This window comes from Lysinibacillus parviboronicapiens, from assembly GCF_003049605.2.
Lineage (GTDB): Bacteria > Bacillota > Bacilli > Bacillales_A > Planococcaceae > Lysinibacillus > Lysinibacillus parviboronicapiens.
This window is the reverse complement of the sequence record NZ_CP073713.1, coordinates 3,412,104-3,430,584: the sequence shown is the minus strand read 5'-3', so window position 1 is coordinate 3,430,584 and position 18,481 is coordinate 3,412,104. Positions and strand designations below refer to the sequence as shown.

Annotated in this window: 24 protein-coding genes and 1 other annotated feature; of the genes, 23 read left to right on the top strand and 1 reads right to left on the bottom strand. The window is 39.7% G+C overall.

Annotation, left to right across the window (positions count from 1 at the left end; translation table 11 throughout):
- Positions 1-66 precede the first annotated feature (66 nt).
- The 18 genes from C9J31_RS16600 (at position 67) to C9J31_RS16515 (ending at position 12,903) form a co-directional block, all read left to right on the top strand.
- On the top strand, positions 67-702 hold the full coding sequence (locus C9J31_RS16600; RefSeq protein WP_107923525.1) for a hypothetical protein: 636 nt from the start codon (positions 67-69) through the stop codon (positions 700-702).
- A gap of 98 nt (positions 703-800) precedes the next feature.
- Positions 801-1,394, top strand: a complete 594-nt coding sequence (locus tag C9J31_RS16595; RefSeq protein ID WP_107950622.1) for a Maf family protein — start codon at positions 801-803, stop codon at positions 1,392-1,394.
- A gap of 33 nt (positions 1,395-1,427) precedes the next feature.
- On the top strand, positions 1,428-2,099 hold the full coding sequence (radC, locus tag C9J31_RS16590) for a RadC family protein (RefSeq protein ID WP_193767125.1): 672 nt from the start codon (positions 1,428-1,430) through the stop codon (positions 2,097-2,099).
- A 456-nt stretch (positions 2,100-2,555) separates the two neighbouring features.
- Positions 2,556-3,575 carry a rod shape-determining protein gene (locus tag C9J31_RS16585; RefSeq protein ID WP_107923532.1) on the top strand — a complete coding sequence of 340 codons (1,020 nt, stop codon included), beginning with the start codon at positions 2,556-2,558 and terminating at the stop codon, positions 3,573-3,575.
- A 13-nt stretch (positions 3,576-3,588) separates the two neighbouring features.
- On the top strand, positions 3,589-4,503 hold the full coding sequence (mreC, locus tag C9J31_RS16580) for a rod shape-determining protein MreC (protein ID WP_054768087.1): 915 nt from the start codon (positions 3,589-3,591) through the stop codon (positions 4,501-4,503).
- Entirely contained in the window at positions 4,503-5,027 is a 525-nt protein-coding gene (gene mreD, locus C9J31_RS16575) for a rod shape-determining protein MreD (RefSeq protein WP_107923533.1), read from the top strand. The genes mreC and mreD overlap by 1 nt, the downstream gene beginning before the upstream one ends.
- Positions 5,028-5,054: 27 nt before the next feature.
- On the top strand, positions 5,055-5,723 hold the full coding sequence (minC, locus tag C9J31_RS16570) for a septum site-determining protein MinC (protein ID WP_107923534.1): 669 nt from the start codon (positions 5,055-5,057) through the stop codon (positions 5,721-5,723).
- A 1-nt stretch (position 5,724) separates the two neighbouring features.
- Positions 5,725-6,522 carry a septum site-determining protein MinD gene (minD, locus tag C9J31_RS16565; RefSeq protein WP_107923535.1) on the top strand — a complete coding sequence of 266 codons (798 nt, stop codon included), beginning with the start codon at positions 5,725-5,727 and terminating at the stop codon, positions 6,520-6,522.
- A 220-nt stretch (positions 6,523-6,742) separates the two neighbouring features.
- Entirely contained in the window at positions 6,743-7,294 is a 552-nt protein-coding gene (locus C9J31_RS16560; protein ID WP_054768088.1) for a M23 family metallopeptidase, read from the top strand.
- 34 nt (positions 7,295-7,328) lie between these two features.
- Positions 7,329-7,895, top strand: a complete 567-nt coding sequence (locus C9J31_RS16555) for a site-2 protease family protein (protein WP_238602159.1) — start codon at positions 7,329-7,331, stop codon at positions 7,893-7,895.
- Between the two features lie 45 nt (positions 7,896-7,940).
- Positions 7,941-8,016 (top strand) — a sequence feature (ribosomal protein L21 leader region).
- Positions 8,017-8,030: 14 nt separating this feature from the next.
- On the top strand, positions 8,031-8,339 hold the full coding sequence (gene rplU / locus C9J31_RS16550) for a 50S ribosomal protein L21 (protein ID WP_054768089.1): 309 nt from the start codon (positions 8,031-8,033) through the stop codon (positions 8,337-8,339).
- A gap of 16 nt (positions 8,340-8,355) precedes the next feature.
- Positions 8,356-8,712: a ribosomal-processing cysteine protease Prp gene (locus tag C9J31_RS16545; RefSeq protein ID WP_036130449.1), complete on the top strand. Its 357-nt coding sequence runs from the start codon at positions 8,356-8,358 to the stop codon at positions 8,710-8,712.
- Entirely contained in the window at positions 8,709-9,008 is a 300-nt protein-coding gene (gene rpmA, locus C9J31_RS16540) for a 50S ribosomal protein L27 (RefSeq protein WP_010860051.1), read from the top strand. The genes C9J31_RS16545 and rpmA overlap by 4 nt, the downstream gene beginning before the upstream one ends.
- A 147-nt stretch (positions 9,009-9,155) precedes the next feature.
- On the top strand, positions 9,156-9,683 hold the full coding sequence (locus C9J31_RS16535) for a Spo0B domain-containing protein (protein ID WP_107950651.1): 528 nt from the start codon (positions 9,156-9,158) through the stop codon (positions 9,681-9,683).
- A gap of 5 nt (positions 9,684-9,688) precedes the next feature.
- Complete coding sequence (obgE, locus tag C9J31_RS16530; protein ID WP_107950619.1) at positions 9,689-10,978, top strand: GTPase ObgE; 1,290 nt, start codon at positions 9,689-9,691, stop codon at positions 10,976-10,978.
- Positions 10,979-11,001: 23 nt separating this feature from the next.
- Positions 11,002-11,457, top strand: a complete 456-nt coding sequence (locus C9J31_RS16525) for an ACT domain-containing protein (RefSeq protein ID WP_107923538.1) — start codon at positions 11,002-11,004, stop codon at positions 11,455-11,457.
- 156 nt (positions 11,458-11,613) lie between these two features.
- A complete protein-coding gene (gene pheA, locus C9J31_RS16520; protein ID WP_054768091.1) occupies positions 11,614-12,492 on the top strand; it encodes a prephenate dehydratase in 879 nt (292 codons plus the stop codon).
- A 21-nt stretch (positions 12,493-12,513) separates the two neighbouring features.
- A complete protein-coding gene (locus tag C9J31_RS16515; protein WP_107950618.1) occupies positions 12,514-12,903 on the top strand; it encodes a thiol-disulfide oxidoreductase DCC family protein in 390 nt (129 codons plus the stop codon).
- Positions 12,904-13,083: 180 nt separating this feature from the next.
- On the opposite strand, the gene C9J31_RS16510 is transcribed toward C9J31_RS16515, so the two are convergent.
- Positions 13,084-13,617, bottom strand: coding sequence for a transcription repressor NadR (locus C9J31_RS16510; RefSeq protein WP_107950617.1), 534 nt, complete (start codon positions 13,615-13,617; stop codon positions 13,084-13,086).
- 141 nt (positions 13,618-13,758) lie between these two features.
- Between C9J31_RS16510 and C9J31_RS16505 the strand changes: the two genes are divergently transcribed.
- The 5 genes from C9J31_RS16505 (at position 13,759) to queA (ending at position 18,456) form a co-directional block, all read left to right on the top strand.
- Positions 13,759-14,769 carry a LysM peptidoglycan-binding domain-containing protein gene (locus C9J31_RS16505; protein WP_107950616.1) on the top strand — a complete coding sequence of 337 codons (1,011 nt, stop codon included), beginning with the start codon at positions 13,759-13,761 and terminating at the stop codon, positions 14,767-14,769.
- Complete coding sequence (locus tag C9J31_RS16500) at positions 14,759-15,637, top strand: phosphotransferase (RefSeq protein WP_338016383.1); 879 nt, start codon at positions 14,759-14,761, stop codon at positions 15,635-15,637. Before C9J31_RS16505 ends, C9J31_RS16500 begins: the two co-directional genes overlap by 11 nt.
- A gap of 113 nt (positions 15,638-15,750) precedes the next feature.
- Positions 15,751-16,371 carry a Holliday junction branch migration protein RuvA gene (gene ruvA / locus C9J31_RS16495; protein ID WP_107923543.1) on the top strand — a complete coding sequence of 207 codons (621 nt, stop codon included), beginning with the start codon at positions 15,751-15,753 and terminating at the stop codon, positions 16,369-16,371.
- Between the two features lie 18 nt (positions 16,372-16,389).
- Positions 16,390-17,394 carry a Holliday junction branch migration DNA helicase RuvB gene (gene ruvB, locus C9J31_RS16490; RefSeq protein ID WP_054768092.1) on the top strand — a complete coding sequence of 335 codons (1,005 nt, stop codon included), beginning with the start codon at positions 16,390-16,392 and terminating at the stop codon, positions 17,392-17,394.
- A gap of 18 nt (positions 17,395-17,412) precedes the next feature.
- The gene (gene queA, locus C9J31_RS16485) at positions 17,413-18,456 is read left to right on the top strand and encodes a tRNA preQ1(34) S-adenosylmethionine ribosyltransferase-isomerase QueA (RefSeq protein ID WP_107950615.1); all 1,044 of its coding nucleotides are present in this window, start codon (positions 17,413-17,415) and stop codon (positions 18,454-18,456) included.
- Positions 18,457-18,481: the final 25 nt, after the last annotated feature.

The window sequence follows — 18,481 nt, the reverse complement described above, 5'->3', positions numbered from 1 at the left end:
AGATGACAATAGTCTTGTCTTTTTTTATGTTTATTTTGATACGTTAAAGGAAGAGGTGAAGGACGTATGAAAATTGTTAGTCAGGTAATAAAAAAACAAGTATTTCGTGCAATGCTAATTGGCGGTATTGTAGGACTATTTGGTGTGGCCATATTTTTAGGTATTCTTCAAGTAAGTACCCAGTTTTCATTAAAGCAGGATAGTGAAGTAGCGAGTAAAGATTCCGAGAAAGAGACTATTCCGACAGCAGGTGGTACTACCCCTAACTCGTCTATGTTTTATGCAAGCCAAGCAGGTGTTTTTTCTAACTATGAAAGTGCGAGTGCATTTTTAGCCGAGTATCCAGCATTAAAAGAAAGTGCCATTGTAGAGGCAGATGGTAAATACTATGTTTGGACAAGCATTGCGATAGAGGAAAGCCAACTCGTTTTCTTAGAAGCTCCTGCAACATTTAAAAAAGTGTTTAGTGTTACGAGCGATAGCTGTAAAGAAGCAACGATTAAAGAACTTCCTGTCGTATTAGCTGATAAAAATGCTAAAAAATTAAATTTTAAGGACAACGTAAAAGATTCAACGTTGCCTTCCGATTGGCAAACTGTAGGGACAGCAGTTTCTTCTATTTCCAGTGATATAAATATCATTCGCTTACATTTATTTGCGCATTACAAGAAGAGTAATGCGTGTCTCCAAATTAAATTTTAACAATTAAATATAGTGAAATAGGCATTTTCTTGATTTTTTGAAAATTTTCAAATACCTAATTCTCCGTTATGATAAGTATAAGGAGGAATGGTGAAATAATGTTTACAACAAATCATAAGTTAGTACTTGCTTCTGCTTCACCACGCCGAAAGGAATTGCTTGCCATGCTAGCGCTTCCCTTCGATATTGTTACGAGCGAAGTAGAAGAGACAAGCGTCCAAGCAGCAACAATGCAAGATTATGTAAAAGGTGTAGCACTGTTAAAAACACGTGATGTAGCAAAAAAAGTAGACAATGCAACAATAATTGGTGCAGATACTATCGTAGTTTTTAACAACGAACTATTGCATAAACCAACCACTCGTGTGGAAGCAATTTCCCACTTAACTCGATTATCAGGTGCGCGTCATGCGGTTATGACAGCAGTTGCTATTATCGATTCAAAAGGACAAGAAACAACATTTGTAGAAGAAACAACAGTTGTCTTTAACGAATTATCACAGGAGCTTATCGAAGCATATGTAGCTTCGGGGGATCCTTTTGATAAAGCTGGCGGTTATGGCATTCAAACTGCTGGAACCCTTTTAGTGAAGCGAATTGAAGGTGATTATAACAATGTTGTAGGCCTACCACTTGCGGCGTTGTTTACGCAATTGGTAGCACTTCAAATTATCCAATTTGCGAAGGAGTGACAATTTTTGCCGACAGATGTATTACCAAGCATGATGATAAGAGACGTTCATATCGCGGATCGACCACGTGAGAGACTTTTAAGGCAAGGAGCCATGAGTTTATCGAATCAGGAGCTACTGGCTATTTTACTAAGGACAGGAACGAAAGAAGAGTCGGTTCTTGTCCTAGCAAATCGTGTATTAGGTGCTTTTGAGCATTTGCATCATTTAAAGCATGCTACGATTGAAGAAATGGTGGCTATTAAAGGAATTGGCGAGGTGAAGGCAATTCAGTTATTAGCAGCGATTGAGCTTGGGCGGCGCTTAGCTCAAAAGCACAATGATGAAAAATATACGATTCGCTCCCCGCAAGACGCTGCTGCGTACTTAATGCCTGATATGACTTCCCTTAGCCAAGAACACTTCGTTGCACTTTTTCTAAACGTCAAAAATCAAATTATTCATAAACAGACAATTTTTATAGGGAGCTTAAATGCCAGCATCGTCCATCCGAGAGAAATTTTCCGAGAGGCAGTAAAGCGTTCTGCCGCTTCGATTATTTGCGCGCACAATCACCCTAGCGGCGTGCCAACACCTAGTCCAGAAGATATTGAGGTAACAAAGAGGATTCAGGAAGCGGGTTATATTATTGGCATTGAGCTGATTGATCATGTTATCATTGGTGATCATCAATACATTAGTTTAAAAGAAAAAGGGTATATTTAGCTCTGCAAGCAATTTTGCAGAGCTTTTTGAGGTCATAAACTCAGAGGAAACCATCCTACAGATGTGGAAGAACTTAATTAAGCCTTGATTTGTCACATTATTCAAGCGTAAGCAATTAGTTCAAGTTTTTGATGGTAGTTTGATGTTGTTGATGCAATGAAATTTAATTGCTATTCATTTAAAGGCGAACCTTTTTTTGATGAATGACGTTAATGTAGTTGGTAGAAATAACTCTATGATTCACAAAAATTGGTAGCCTATTAGACGTTGTCTTAGATGAATAAAAATTATATGCTAATCTATACGTACTATTTTAAGTTTAAGAGGGATGAAAATAGTATATTTTCCGCAAGATGAGGTGTATGGCACTATAAATTCTTGGTTTTTTCCGTTATAATGAACGGTATGATTTTATGTCAACGAAAGTATGGCTTAAATAGAAAGGGAGTACACAATTTGTTTGGATTAGGTAGTAAAGATGTCGGGATTGACCTCGGCACAGCGAATACATTAGTGTTTATTAAAGGGAAGGGAATCGTTTTACGCGAACCTTCAGTCGTAGCAAAAAATACGAAAACTGGCGATATCGTCGCAGTTGGTAATGATGCGAAAAATATGATTGGACGTACACCGGGCTCAATTGTGGCTATTCGTCCAATGAAAGATGGCGTAATTGCTGATTTTGATATTACAACAGCGATGATTGAGTACTATTTAAAAGAGGCATCTAAAAATTCTGGTGGAAATTGGAAAAAACCAAATATAATGATCTGCGTGCCTTACGGTATTACATCTGTAGAACAACGCGCAGTTATCGATGCTTCTCGTCAAGCGGGGGCAAAAGAAGCTTTCACGATTGAAGAACCGTTTGCGGCAGCTATTGGTGCTAACTTACCAGTATGGGATCCAACAGGTTCAATGGTAGTCGATATCGGCGGTGGTACAACAGAGGTAGCTGTTATTTCGTTAGGTGGTATTGTCACAAGTGAATCTGTACGTGTTGGCGGGGATGCTATGGACCAAGCAATTATTTCATACATCCGTAAAACATATAATTTAACAATTGGTGAACGTACTGCAGAGGCAGTAAAAATCGAGATCGGTACGGCATTTGCTGAGGGTCCTGAAGAAAAAATGGAAATTAGAGGTCGTGACTTATTAACAGGTTTACCAAAGACGATTGAAATTTCATCTCAGGAAATTTCAGAATCATTACGTGAAGCGGTAGCATCTATTATTGATGGTGTACGTAAAACACTCGAACAAACCCCACCAGAATTATCTGCCGATGTGATGGAACGCGGCATCGTGCTAACAGGTGGTGGAGCATTATTATCTAATTTAGATAAAGTTATTAGTCGTGAAACGAATATGCCCGTATTTATCGCAGAAGATCCATTAGACTGTGTTGCTATTGGTACTGGTAAGGCATTAGATAATATCGATGTGATTCGTCGTCAACAAGTAAAAGGTTAAGGAGGTTTAGGCAATGCCACATTTTTTTTTCAATAAGAAATTAATATTGCTGCTCGTGGGCATGGTTTTTCTTGTGGCATTGATTAGCTTCTCATTACGTGATCGGACGAATGCAACTTTACCAGAGCAAATTATTAAAGATACTGTCGGCGTCGCACAATCCATTGTTGCGAAGCCGGCGAATTATATTACGGGTATTTTTAATGATATTGACTCCCTCTTAAACACGTACGAAGAAAATAAACGTTTAAAAGCACGCTTAGAAGAATTTGCTGCTGTACAAACCGAAGCATTGGCTTTGAAAAAAGAAAATGATAAACTTAATGAGCTCCTCGATAAAAAGGAGAGTTTAAAAGCATTTAATCCAATTCAAGCAACGGTTATTGCTAGAAATCCTGATCAGTGGGAAGAGAAAATTATTTTAAATAAAGGTTCCTCTCATGGTGTGGAAAAAAATATGGCAGTTATGACAGCGAAAGGCTTAGTCGGTAAAATTACATTAGTGACGCCTTTCACCTCTGAGGTAGAGCTTTTATATACTAATAATCCAAATTATCGTGTTTCTGCGATGGTTTTAGGAGAAAAAGAAGCATACGGTTTAATCGAGGGCTTTGATGAAGAACGTAATGAACTCATTATGAAGCGAATCGATTCTAGTTTAACGGTTAAAGAAGGCGAGCAGGTAGTTTCATCAGGACTTGGCGGTATTTTCCCAAAAGGGGTGCCAATCGGAGAAATTACTGAAGTAAGTACAGATGATTTTGGCTTAACGAAAATGGCCTATGTAAAACCATCTGCTGATTTTTCAATTTTAGAACATGTTGTCATTGCTAAACGTTCAACAACAATGATTGACGGTTCTGATGGCAAGGCAACAAATGAGGATTTATCGAATCCACCAGAGGCGAATAAAGAGGAGGCGGAATGATGGTTCGATTTCTCATCCCCTCTGTGGCGGTTTTGTTATTTTTACTAGAACCAGAGTTTGCTATGCTTTCACCAATTGAAGTGAAAGGGCAAATTTTTTATCTAGTACCTCGATTTTTAATCTTATATTTAATATTTATATCCATCTATTACAGCCGTCAAAGAGCGGTAATGTATGGACTTTTTTTTGGTGTCTTGTATGATGTGTTTTACATTGATATTATTGGATTATATTCCGTACTCTATCCACTCATATGTTTTTTAGCTGGATCTATTGTGAAAATTATTCATCAGCACCTAGTTGTGACAACGACGATTTCAGTTGTTTTAGTAGCAATTTTAGAATTCGTACTCTATCAATTCTTCTATTTAATAGACTTTACAACGATACCATTAACGGATTTCTTACGTTCACGACTACTACCAACAATCATTGCAAATACGTTATTTTTAATGATTCTTGGTTGGGCCTTCAAATATTTAATTAATGCGCGTGTCTTACAGAGAGCACGTGAAGTTTCTTAATAAAGAGCAACGTGGGGTGAGGCATTCATGAAAAAACAATTAGTTAATATGAAGGGGACAAAGGATGGTTTTGTTCTCCGTTTAGACGATCAGTGTGCGTATGCCGAATTAGTAGAAGAGTTAAAAAGAAAAGTTTCAGAAGGCGGTATCGATGGTAAAGTAGATGTACAATTACATTTAGGCAATCGATACTGTGCTGATGAGCAAATAAAAGAGCTAGTAAAAATTGTCCAGGAAACAGAACAACTAATCGTATCTAAAGTGCAAAGTGATGTACTGACTGTCCATGAAAGCAACCAGAAAATGATAGAAAGTCAACAAGATACATATGTAGGTGTGGTCAGATCGGGGCAAATTCTCCGTTCCTCGGGGGACATTATTATTATTGGCAATGTCAATCCGAATGGACGTGTAGAGGCTGGTGGCAATGTGTATGTCCTAGGCAAACTAAAGGGAATTGTGCATGCTGGTGTACATGGTAATAAGGAAGCAATAATTGCTGCCTCTCGTTTAGAAGCCACACATATAATGATTGCCGATCAGGTTGAGGCAATGTCAGATGAGCATGTAAAAGCTATTAATCAAGAAGAGATGGCTTGTGCATTTATCGGCTATGATGGGCGTATTACGTACGATCAAATTCATGCGTTAAAAAATATTCGACCATTGTTAAATGTGTCTAAGGGAGGAAGCTAGTGTGGGAGAAGCGATCGTCATAACTTCAGGTAAAGGCGGTGTCGGGAAAACGACGACAACGGCTAACCTTGGGACTGCATTGGCTCTACAAGGTAAAAAAGTATGTTTGGTTGATACGGATATTGGATTACGGAATTTAGACGTAATTCTTGGTCTGGAAAATCGTATTATTTATGATTTAGTTGATGTGATTGAAGGACGTTGTAAAATACATCAAGCTTTAATTAAAGATAAACGTGTTGATGACAAACTATTTTTACTACCTGCTGCTCAAACGACAGATAAGAACGCTGTCACACCTGAGCAAATGAAGAGCTTAGTAGAAGAGTTAAAAAGAGACTATGATTATATTTTAATTGACTGTCCAGCAGGTATTGAACAAGGATATCGTAATGCTGTAGCTGGTGCAGATCATGCAATTGTGGTCACGACACCAGAAATTTCAGCTGTACGTGATGCAGATCGTATTATTGGTCTGCTTGAGCAAGAGGAAATTACAGCACCCAAACTAATTATTAACCGTATTCGTCAGCATATGATGAAAAACGGTGATACATTGGATGTTAATGAAATTACTACGCATCTGTCCATTGACTTATTAGGTATAATCGTCGATAGTGAGGGTGTTATTTCGTCATCAAATAAAGGGGAACCTGTAGTGATGGACCCTGCCAATAAAGCCTCGTTAGGTTATCGTAATATTGCACGACGTATATTAGGGGAATCAGTGCCACTCATGGCCATTGAAGATGAGCATAGAGGTATGTTTTCAAAATTCAAAGCATTATTTTCAAGATAATTAAGACCTTTTCGTGCAATAGCGCGAAAGGTTTTTTTCTTGTTAAGGAACTATCGTCCCTGCGATTGTCGCAGTGGACGATGGACGAACATCTTCGTGTATTTATTTTTTGGCGAGCATTCATCTATTGTGAAAGCGATAGGGATTGTCGGGGGGAATATACGTTTCTTGTGCATGAATGGACATGCAACCTCATATAGTGTGAAAAAAGGATGAGGGCTTGTTTAAAAAATGGAAATGGATTGTTATGATATTACTCGTGGCTGCAATCATGCTCGTTATTCGTTTAGAAGATCAGGGCGTATTGGAAACGCCAGTGAGAAAGCTTGTTACGACATCAGCAGATATCACATATTTAAGTAAGCTCGGCCAAAGTTTGTTAAATAAAGAACAAGAAACTATTATGGTATCGAGTGATGTAGGGCAAACTGAACTTTTAACTTTTTCTAATGCGCAGGTTTTTAAAGAAGGCTTTTTGTTACAGTATGATGTAGGGCTTCCTGTGTATGCTGGGCAGAGTGGACTAGTTGTTTTTACAGGCCATACAAAATATACAGGTAAAACGATGACCATTAGTTATGAGGATGGTACAACTGTATCCTATGGTATGCTCGATAGTTTAGCGCAATTGCCATACACAACAGTGCAGGCAAATGATTTGATCGGCATGAAAAAGGCTGGACAACTGTATATATCGATTGAAAAAGCTGATACACACTATAATTTAGAACAAATCGTGCAGTGGCTTCAAACAGATAACGATGAAGATTAAATTGCATATATTATGTATCCCTCTGGTGTTTATAATGATTTTTAGCGGTCAAATTGCTTATTATGCTATTATTCTCTCCTCGTTACTCTGGCATGAGGCAGGACATTTATTGGCGGCAAAAATTTGTGGTGTAAAGATAAAGTCATGTGTCATTACACCGTATGGGGGGGAAATTGAATTTGATAATCCAGCGGTTGTGCAGGCTACATCACTACTATGGATTGCTTTAGGAGGACCAATCGCTACGGTATTAGGGATTGGTCTCGCTTTTTTTATGCCTGAGTTACTTGCTCCTAAGCTTATCGAGGTACAGCTAGTGTTACTAGCTATAAACATATTTCCGATTATTCCACTAGATGGCGGGAGAATATTGATTGCATGTTTATTTTTATTTTATCCGACTGTACGTGCATTTGAATATTACTACTCGTTTTGTCTGACCATTGTGACGATATTATTTCTATGGACAATAAGTTACTTACCGCAGTCTATTTTTTTAGCTGTACTTTGTCTATTTATATGGCTTCAAGTAATCAAAGAATGGAGTTATCGAAAATACCGTTTAGCTTTTGAGAAATATGTTATGAATAGGTTGACTTGAAAAATATGATATGGTAATATTTTAATGTTATTGTTTGTAGCACCCGTGCTACTACAACCGCTCTGGGAAGGTTTAAGTATCTTATGATCACCTTCATAAACAGGCGAGTCTGAGTTTAAGAGGAGGTGCAGTAAAATGTACGCAATTATTGAAACTGGTGGTAAACAAATCAAAGTAGAAGCTGGTCAAGAAATCTATGTTGAGAAATTGGGCGTAGAAGCTGACGAGGTTGTAACTTTCGATAAAGTTTTATTCGTAGGTGGCGAAAACGTTAAAGTTGGAGCTCCATTCGTAGAGGGCGCTACAGTAACAGCTAAAGCTGTGAAAGAAGGCCGTCAAAAGAAAATCGTTGTTTTCAAATTGAAAGCTAAAAAGAACTACCGTCGTAAACAAGGTCACCGTCAACCTTACACAAAACTAGTTGTTGAAACTATCAACGCTTAATTGTGAGGTGTAACGAGTGATACAAGTTACGATACATCATGATGAAAATAGACATGTGTCTGCATTTGAATTTTCAGGACATGCTGAGTACGACGAATCTGGTAAAGATTTAGTTTGCGCAGGCGCATCTACCATTGCCATTGGTACGGTAAATGCTATTTATGCACTACTACAATTACAACCAGAAGTTGAACAAGCAGCTGAAGGTGGAGGCTATCTAAAGGTAGATTTACCAACAGATTTAGAGCCTGAAATTGATGCAAAACTACAATTAATTGTCCAAGTAATGACTGCTCAAGTGTATTCTATGGTGCAAAATTACGGGCAATATATCCAAATCAACTACAACCAAGTAGGAGGTGGAACAGAATGAAATTGTTATTAGCATTAGACCTTCAACTTTTCGCTTCGAAAAAAGGGGTAGGTTCTACTAAAAACGGACGTGACTCTGAGTCTAAACGTCTTGGCGCTAAACGTGCTGATGGCCAATTCGTAACTGGTGGTTCTATTCTTTACCGTCAACGCGGTACAAAAATTTACCCAGGTACAAACGTAGGTCGTGGTGGTGATGATACACTATTTGCTAAAGTTGACGGCGTTGTTAAATTCGAACGTTTAGGTCGCGATCGCAAACAAGTATCTGTATACCCAGAAACTCAACAAGCTTAATTTTCATAAATATGAACATAAAGCGGAGGGCTGCATTTATTGCAGTCCTTTTTTTTCTTCAAAAAGCATATTTGTTGTGCGGAATTAAGAGAAAAAAACGTCAAAACTTGTTATACTAATGAAGATAACTTTATTGGAGTGAATGGGATGAACAGTCAATCACTAACCATTAGTGAAGTATTACGTTTTGCAAATCATGATTATGTGAATCAGCTTCAACTAATTCGCATGAATTTAGATTTAGGTAGAATCGATGAATCAAAGAAACTTATTGAAAATTTTTCTGACCAATTACGGGTGCTTTCAAGCATAAATCGACTACAGTTACCACAAACGATGGAGTGGCTACAGACAGCGAATTGGCGCTATCCTTCGTTATCAATGAAAATTAGTGGTGAGATTAGCAAACCTGTCACGAATAATATTGATGCGGCAGTTGTAGAATACTTAAATAAAACAGTTATACATGTTTATGATACATTAGATCCATTTACTGAACAAAGCTTAGGGATTCATGTGTGTGTCGACGACCATACATTTGCTGTAACGTTCACGCTAAATGGACAGTGGAGTGCTGATGCATTCACCGAAAAAGGTTTGAAACAATTTGACATTCAAACAGTGGAAGAGACAAATACGTCTTGGAAATATGTATTGAGTGCGAGCAGGGAGTGAATTAAATGTTTGTCGATCACGTCAAGATTTATGTAAAAGGTGGCGACGGTGGGGATGGAATGGTAGCCTTCCGTCGTGAAAAATTTGTGCCGAATGGTGGTCCAGCTGGTGGCGATGGTGGTCACGGTGGGAATGTTGTCTTTCAAGTTGAAGAGGGTCTACGAACGTTAATGGACTTCCGCTACAAACGCAACTTCAAAGCTGACCGTGGTGAGCACGGTATGAGTAAGGGGATGCATGGTAGACGTGCAGACGATCTAATCGTTAAAGTACCACCAGGCACAGTCGTAATGAATGAAGAAACAGGTGTTGTTATTGCCGATTTAGTCGAGCATGGTCAACAAGCGATTATCGCAAAAGCCGGCCGTGGTGGACGCGGAAATTCCCGCTTTGCAACACCAGCCAACCCTGCTCCAGAACTTTCTGAAAAAGGTGAGCCAGGACAAGAATTAAATGTTATATTAGAGTTGAAAGTACTGGCAGATGTAGGTTTAGTTGGTTTTCCAAGTGTAGGTAAATCAACATTACTATCTGTTGTTTCTGCGGCAAAGCCAAAAATAGGTGCCTATCATTTCACTACAATCGTGCCGAATTTAGGAATGGTTGAAACGGATGATCATCGTAGCTTTGCAATGGCGGATTTACCAGGTTTAATCGAAGGTGCGCACGAAGGTGTTGGTCTAGGTCACCAATTCCTCCGTCATATTGAGCGTACACGTGTTATCGTGCATGTAATTGATATGTCAGGCATGGAAGGTCGCGACCCCTATGAAGATTACTTAACAATCAACGATGAGTTAAAACAATATAATCTTCGTTTAACAGAGCGTCCGCAAATTATTGTAGCAAATAAAATGGACATGCCAGATGCAGAGGAAAACTTAGAAATTTTCCGTGAAAAAGTCGGCGAAGATGTGAAAATCTTCCCAGTATCAGCGGTTTCTCGCCAAGGCTTAAAACCAGTATTATTTGAAATTGCAGACTTACTGGAAGTGACTCCTGAATTCCCATTATTCGATGATCTAGATGAAGAATCAGATGCAACGGTACTTTACAAACACCAATCTGAAGCAGATTCAATCGAAATCTCTCGTGACCCTGATGGTACCTTCATTCTTGGTGGATATGCGATTGAGCGTATCTTCAAAATGACAGACTTCAGCCGCGAGGACGGTGTACGTCGTTTTGCACGCCAATTACGTGGTATGGGTGTCGATGAAGCATTACGTGAACGCGGTGCACAAAATGGAGATATTGTACGCTTATTAGAATTCGAATTTGAATTTGTCGACTAAGAATAGGTTTTAGGGGGAAGAGTATGAAAAACGTTGCTAACCAGCGATATTATTTAGTTCGTGAAGACGTTTTGACAGATGCTATGCAAAAAACTTTGGAGGCGAAACACTTACTTTCAAGTGGTACGGTATCTTCCATATGGGATGCGGTAAAACAAGTGGATTTATCGCGTAGTGCGTTTTACAAATATCGTGATGCTGTTTTTCCTTTCCACTCTATTGTGCAAGAACGGATTTTAACAGTCTTTTTACAGCTTCAGGACCGTAAAGGAACACTTGCAAAACTTTTAGAAACTGTGACGAACACGCATTGTAATATACTTACAATCCATCAAACGATTCCAATTCAAGGTCGTGCCAATGTTACACTGTCGTTAGATGTAACAAGCATGAGCTGTGAGCTTGATGATTTATTGCATCAGCTTAAGCGTTTAGATTTTGTAGAGTCTGCGGAAGTTATTAGTTCTGGAGCATTGTAAAAGGGGTGACTCAGAGGTATATCTGAGTCACCTCATTCTGTAAATAGGGAAACTTACTCAAAGAAAGGGCTTATAGAACGCCTCTTTCTTTTTAGAGTGAGTTTTCTAAAAAGAATGATATATAGGCTACCAATCGTAGCGAAGGAGGTAAATTCAATGACAGAGCAAAATTGGGAGAAACGAATCGCATACTTAGGACCAGAGGCATCCTTTACATATTTAGCAACAAAAGCTATTTTCGCAAGTGAATGGCTAGTCCCTTGTGCATCAATTCCAGAATGTATTGAAGCAGTAGCAGAGGGGAAGGTAGATTTAGCAGTTGTCCCTCTAGAAAATGCATTAGAAGGCTCAGTGCCATTAACCCTTGATTATTTATTCCATGAGGCGACGCTTTATGTAACAGGTGAGTTACAACTGAAAATTCAGCAACATTTAATGGTCAACAAAGAACAAAAAGACCGCTGGGAGTCCATTAAGGGTGTGTATTCACATCCGCATGCACTCGCACAGTGTCATAAGTATTTATTCTACCGTTTTAGCGATGTTCCATTACATCAAACAACATCTACTGCAGCAGCAGCTAAATATGTATCTGAAAATCCACAGGAGTGCATCGCAGCAGTCGGCAATGCGGCAGCTGCTGAAAGATATGGTTTAGATATCGTGCAATCAAATATCCATGATTTTCACTTTAACCATACTCGCTTCTTTGTATTATCAAAACAAAACAAACGATTACCGCAGGAATTATCAGAGGGACAGGCAAAAACAACCTTCATGATTACCTTGCCAACAGACCGTTCAGGGGCATTACATCAAGTGCTTTCAGTATTTGCTTGGCGCCAACTAAATTTAAGTAAAATTGAATCACGTCCTTTGAAAACCGGACTGGGTGATTATTTCTTCATGATTGATGTATTAGCGGATGAGAAAGAACCAATGATGCGAGGTGCTATGGAAGAGTTAGCAGCCCTAGGTTGTAAGGTGAAATCACTTGGTACATACTTTACTTATCTAACATCTGACGAGGTTTAAATTCGGTTAGGGGGCATCAGAGTGGGTGGAGTTATTCTGTTTGACGGAGTTTGTAATTTTTGCCATAGCAGTGTGCAGTTTATTATAAAACGTGATCAGCGTGCTTATTTTCGGTTTGCCTCGATTCAAAGTGAAGTTGGGCAGGAAATTCTTGCAACATATAACGTTCCGACAAACATAGATAGTGTCATTTTAATAGAGCATGGTCAAGCTTATTGGGAATCCACGGCAGCTCTGAAAATTAGTCGTCGTTTAGATAGCTTGTGGCCAACCTGTTATGTTTTCATCGTAATCCCTTCCTATATACGAAACATCCTATACAGGAAATTTGCTGAAAACCGTTATCGTCTTTTTGGTAAAAAAGAACAGTGCCTATTACCAACACCTTCGCAACAACAAAGATTTCTCTAATTATTGTGGAGCGCCCCATTTTTGGGAGCGCTCGGTTTTTGTGTGAACAGGAGTACTGTTTTATCTTTTGTAGGTTATTTAATCAGTAAGCCTAGTAGAAGAGCAGGTCAAGTGGATTAATATTATACAAAAAAAGAAAGAATCCCAGTTGCTTATGGGATCCCTTCTTTTATTTATACTTTATTGATCTGTGACTAGATAGCCTTTTTTTTGTAGGTTTTGTTCAATTAAATCTAAAATTTCTACAGATGGAGCAGAAATAACATGAAGATGTGTACCACCTGTTAGTGCAGATAAATAGCTCGCTTGCGTCTCGCTAACACGTTGTACAAATTTTTCAACATCATGACGATTTGACACCATAATGGAAGCTGTAATATCTCCATATACGGGGTGTTCGACAATGACATTTTTCACTGTACCGCCACAATCCACAATGACCATGAGCTCATCTTCTGCTTCTTCCGGGGTGTGAAAACATGGAATAGTCCGTTCAACTGTTTGGTATAATTGGTCTTGGTGCATATAAATATAGCCCTGGCTCGTTGCAATAATGGGTTCATTTCTAGCCTTTAATAATGTTATATCATTGACAATGACTTGTCTTGAAACATTGGCAAATTTAGCTAAGTCTGTTCCTGTTATAGGTGTGTTGCTTTTTTTTAGTTGTGCTAGAATCTGCAGTCGGCGTTCTTCGCCTAACATTTTTTTCATAAGAGATCACCTCTGCCTGTAATGAAGGAAACGTATTCCTTAAGCATTAGTGTACCATGAAGCTTTTACAACATGCGTGAATTTTTTGTATCCAAATGAAACATTGAACATATGATACGAAGAGAGGAAGGGAGGAAAAAATTGCGTATTCATATTGTTCAAAAGGGAGATACATTGTGGAAGATTGCGAAAGAGTACGGCATTTCGTTTGAAGATTTGAAGCGGCTCAATGTCCATCTTGCCAACCCTGATTATATTGTACCGGGCATGGAAATTATTTTGCCTGAAAAAATACACAAGGAAACACATAACCAAGGAACACATAAGGAGACACAAACTCATAAAGAAATGCCTACTAAGTCTGTGAAAGAAAGTGTTAAAAAAGAGGTGCAGAAGCCTATGCCAGCGCCTCCGATTGTTGCACCTCCGCCGATGCCAATGCCTGAGCCACAAATGATTCCAATACCGTTTCCGATGCCGATGCCAATGCCACAACCAATGCCACAGCAACCAATGTGGGTGCCTCAGCCTGTAGAACTTAATTGGAATCAACAATTAGTCATGCCACAAGTTGAACATCCTGTTATACCACCAATTCAAATTCAACCACCAGCGCCGCCACCACCACCACCACCACCAGTAGCCAAACCAACACCACCTGTTCATATAATGCCACAAATGCCACAAATGCCAATGGTGCCACATTGTCCGAGTTGCCATCAACCGGTGCATCATCAAATGTGGTGGCATCAAATGCCGATGCATCAAATGCCAATGCATCAAATGCCGATGCACCAAATGCCAATGCACCCGCAGGTAGATACATGCTCAATGCCACAGCAACCGGTACCATATACAATGCCAGCAGGTGATGTTGCTGGTGCAGGTCATTTCTTAGAGTCAAGCACATCTCCATTCTTCCCTGTAAATGATGCACAGGTCCAGCATCATTTTGAGCAAATGCCGGAGATGCAGATGGGGCAATCCTGTGGTTGTGGTAGTTCACAGCCCGCAATGATGCCAAATTGGCAATTTGACCAATGCAACTGTCCGCCGCCATGTCCACCACCATGTCCGCCGCCGTGCCAAACGTGTGGTCCATGGATGTCCCCGCATTTTTTCCCAGGCGGGATGACGCCTTATCGATGGTGAAAAAGCATTCATTGTAGAGGAAGTAAAGCCTAATATTTGGAAGTATAATTACCAATCCAACAATTACTTTGTTAAAAGGGCAAAGCAATTAGAAGTAGCAGAAAAGGTGAGGGCAATTCATCGACAACTTGGACGACTTGAACCCTCACTCATCCTGCCTTTAGTGCAAAGTGATGATGAGCAACTTATCGTGCAATTGTGGCAAGAGGGGAGTCATAGTGCGAATTTTGCACATAAAAAAGACCGCGAGCAATCTCTTAAGCTATTAATGGCTTTACATGAGACACATAAAAAAATTGCTTGGCAGCGAGTGCCAGGTTTGCACACATATTCACAGCTTTTAAAATGGCAAATGCGTCACATGCGTTTTAAAAGCAGACGAAATGATTTTCGTCCATTTTTAACGAAACAAGAAGTAGACCAAATTGTTCATTATAGTGAAAAGTCATTACAGTTAATTGCATTGGAAGATGTGCCAGAAAAAGATATTACGCTATTACATGGGGATGTCGTCCATCATAATTTTTTATGGTGTAGTGACGGACAATTACGCTTAATTGATTTTGATTTAGCACATCTAGGAGAAGCGGACGATGAATATATTTTATGGTTACATCGAGTATTGCCAGCTGTGGACTATGACCTTGCTAAAATTTTAACAGAGTTACCTGAGCTACGGCGTTTAGATAAAAGAAAGTTTCATCGTTTGAAATTTCCAAATGAGCTATTACGGGAATGGCTTTTTGCAGTGGACTTACCTTTGGAGCAGCAGCTTGTATTTTTAGATTATTTAATCCCGTTTACCAAACGAGCTCTCACATACTGGCCAAAACTGTGGTACGATATTGATAGATTCATGAAAAAATGACCGTCTTTGGGCGGTCATTTTTGTATGTGGACGGCCACTATTGCCATTTATTATAGTCGAGCATTCGTTCGCTATATGCTATAATCGAAGACGATGAATGTGAGGGATTTTATATGTATGATTATTTAAAAGGGCAGATAATGCGTATTACCCCAGAGTATATTGTGCTTGAGCAACAAGGGATTGGCTGGCAGTTGAATACACCTAATCCATTTGCGTTTCGCACGGCGGCACTGGAGCAACAAATATATGTCCATTTGCATGTACGTGAGGATGCACAGGTGCTATATGGTTTTCCAAATTTAGATCAACGAGAGCTATTTCGTAAACTGATTTTAGTGTCAGGTATCGGGCCGAAGGGGGCGCTTGCGATTTTGGCGACTGGTAATCCACAACAGGTAATAAGTGCCATTGAACGCGAGGATGAGACGTTTTTAGTGAAATTCCCAGGTGTGGGCAAAAAAACGGCACGTCAAATGATTTTAGATTTAAAAGGCAAGCTGGGTTCCTTAATGGATACAATCGAATTACCTAGTACAGATGATGAATTACCGTTATTTGGTGTCAATCCGCATAAGCATGAGCTTGAAGAAGCCATACTTGCGCTAATGGCACTTGGTTATTCTGAAAAGGAACTGGAAAAAATTCGTCCACAGCTAGAGGATAATGATAAGCTTGAAACGACAGATGCTTATATGAAACAAGCATTGCAATTACTATTGAAGTTAAAATAAAGAAAGGAGGGCAAGTACATGTCAGAACGAATGATGGCAAGTGAAGCAGGTAGCTATGATGACCAGTTTGAATTATCTCTTCGACCACAAAGGCTAGCGCAATATATTGGACAGCATAAGGTAAAAGAGAATTTGCAAATCTTCATTGAAGCGGCCAAGCTTCGTCAGGAAAGTTTAGATCATGTGCTGTTATACGGTCCTCCTGGGCTTGGAAAAACAACATTAGCTGCAGTCATTGCCAATGAAATGCATGTCAATGTGCGCATGACGAGTGGCCCAGCAATCGAACGACCAGGGGATTTAGCGGCAATATTAAGCTCACTTGAACCAGGTGATGTTTTATTTATTGATGAAATACATCGTCTGCCTCGTGCGATTGAAGAGGTGCTTTATCCAGCAATGGAGGATTTTTGTCTAGATATCGTTGTAGGCAAGGGGCCTGAAGCTCGCTCTGTTCGGCTTGATTTACCCCCATTTACACTTGTTGGTGCTACCACAAGAGCCGGAGCTTTGTCTGCACCACTGCGCGATCGTTTTGGGGTGCTGTTACGCTTAGAATATTATGATGATATATCACTCGCTGAAATTGTTGTGCGCAGTGCACATTTATTTGATGTTGATATTGAGCAAGTGGCTGCAGGAGAAATGGCAAGACGTTCTCGTGGTACCCCACGTATTGCCAATCGTTTACTAAAACGAGTGCGAGATTATGCACAGGTCCTTGGAGATGGTATGATAACGGAGGACCTTGCGCAGCAAGCTTTGGAGTTACTACAGGTTGATCCTAGAGGGCTTGACCATATTGACCATAAACTTGTGACCAATATGATTGAGCGCTTCCGTGGAGGTCCAGTAGGCTTAGATACACTTGCAGCTTCCATTGGTGAGGAACGTGTGACGATTGAAGATGTGTATGAGCCATATTTGATGCAAATTGGTTTTATACAACGTACACCACGTGGTCGTGTAGCAACACATCTAGCTTACGAACATTTTGGATATGATTATCCCCAACAAACATAGAAGAAGGAAGTTTTTTTAATGCGTGTAGAAGATTTTGATTTTGAATTACCCGAAGAACTTATTGCGCAAACACCGCTTGTGGACCGTACAGCGAGTCGCTTAATGGTGGTTACACCAGGTTCAAAAGAAGTAGAGCACCATCATTTTGCACATATAGTAGATGAACTAAATGCAGGTGACTGCCTTGTGTTAAATGATACACGTGTTTTACCAGCGCGCTTAATGGGTGTGAAAGAGGAAACAGGTGCCCATATTGAGGTGTTGTTATTAAAGCAAACTGCTGGCATTGACGAGTGGGAAACTCTTGTAAAGCCAGCCAAACGTGTTAAAGTCGGTACGGTTGTGACATTTGGAGACGGTTTATTGACGGCAACATGTACGGGTGAACTTGATCATGGCGGACGTTTGTTTGCGTTTAATTACGACGGTATATTTTACGAAATTTTAGAGCGGTTAGGGGAAATGCCACTGCCACCATATATTCGTGAAAAATTAGACGACCAAGAGCGCTATCAAACCGTGTATGCAAAAGAACGTGGCTCAGCGGCGGCGCCAACAGCAGGTCTTCATTTTACACAGGAATTATTACAACAAGTGAAAGCGAAAGGTGTAGAAATTGTTTTCATTACCTTGCATGTTGGCCTTGGAACTTTCCGGCCTGTAAGTGTTGATTCGATTGAAAACCACGAGATGCATGCGGAATTTTATAGTGTTACCGAAGAGGCGGCAGCGACCATTAATCGTGTAAAGGCTAATGGAGGCAATGTTGTAGCTGTAGGTACAACGTCTACACGTACTTTAGAAACAATCGGCTCAAAATATGGAGGCGAAGTGCGTGCAGAACAAGGATGGACATCCATTTTCATTTATCCGGGCTATGAATTTACCGTAGTGAATGGCCTCATTACAAACTTCCATCTACCTAAATCTACGCTAGTGATGCTTGTTAGTACACTTGCCACAAGAGATACTATTTTAAGTGCCTATCATCAAGCTGTAGAAGAAAAATACCGCTTCTTTAGCTTTGGCGACGCGATGTTTATTCGACCACAAAGACTTTAACCGAAACAAAATCGAAGTACTGTTT

Bases quoted from the DNA above. Each gene is read 5' to 3' on its own strand.
- C9J31_RS16600 (WP_107923525.1), top strand. From the start codon at position 67: ATGAAAATTGTTAGTCAGGTAATAAAAAAACAAGTATTTCGTGCAATG.
- C9J31_RS16595 (WP_107950622.1), top strand. From the start codon at position 801: ATGTTTACAACAAATCATAAGTTAGTACTTGCTTCTGCTTCACCACGC.
- radC (WP_193767125.1), top strand. From the start codon at position 1,428: ATGATAAGAGACGTTCATATCGCGGATCGACCACGTGAGAGACTTTTA.
- mreC (WP_054768087.1), top strand. From the start codon at position 3,589: ATGCCACATTTTTTTTTCAATAAGAAATTAATATTGCTGCTCGTGGGC.
- mreD (WP_107923533.1), top strand. From the start codon at position 4,503: ATGGTTCGATTTCTCATCCCCTCTGTGGCGGTTTTGTTATTTTTACTA.
- minC (WP_107923534.1), top strand. From the start codon at position 5,055: ATGAAAAAACAATTAGTTAATATGAAGGGGACAAAGGATGGTTTTGTT.
- C9J31_RS16555 (WP_238602159.1), top strand. From the start codon at position 7,329: ATGATTTTTAGCGGTCAAATTGCTTATTATGCTATTATTCTCTCCTCG.
- rplU (WP_054768089.1), top strand. From the start codon at position 8,031: ATGTACGCAATTATTGAAACTGGTGGTAAACAAATCAAAGTAGAAGCT.
- rpmA (WP_010860051.1), top strand. From the start codon at position 8,709: ATGAAATTGTTATTAGCATTAGACCTTCAACTTTTCGCTTCGAAAAAA.
- C9J31_RS16535 (WP_107950651.1), top strand. From the start codon at position 9,156: ATGAACAGTCAATCACTAACCATTAGTGAAGTATTACGTTTTGCAAAT.
- obgE (WP_107950619.1), top strand. From the start codon at position 9,689: ATGTTTGTCGATCACGTCAAGATTTATGTAAAAGGTGGCGACGGTGGG.
- C9J31_RS16525 (WP_107923538.1), top strand. From the start codon at position 11,002: ATGAAAAACGTTGCTAACCAGCGATATTATTTAGTTCGTGAAGACGTT.
- pheA (WP_054768091.1), top strand. From the start codon at position 11,614: ATGACAGAGCAAAATTGGGAGAAACGAATCGCATACTTAGGACCAGAG.
- C9J31_RS16510 (WP_107950617.1), bottom strand. From the start codon at position 13,617: ATGAAAAAAATGTTAGGCGAAGAACGCCGACTGCAGATTCTAGCACAA.
- ruvA (WP_107923543.1), top strand. From the start codon at position 15,751: ATGTATGATTATTTAAAAGGGCAGATAATGCGTATTACCCCAGAGTAT.
- ruvB (WP_054768092.1), top strand. From the start codon at position 16,390: ATGTCAGAACGAATGATGGCAAGTGAAGCAGGTAGCTATGATGACCAG.
- queA (WP_107950615.1), top strand. From the start codon at position 17,413: ATGCGTGTAGAAGATTTTGATTTTGAATTACCCGAAGAACTTATTGCG.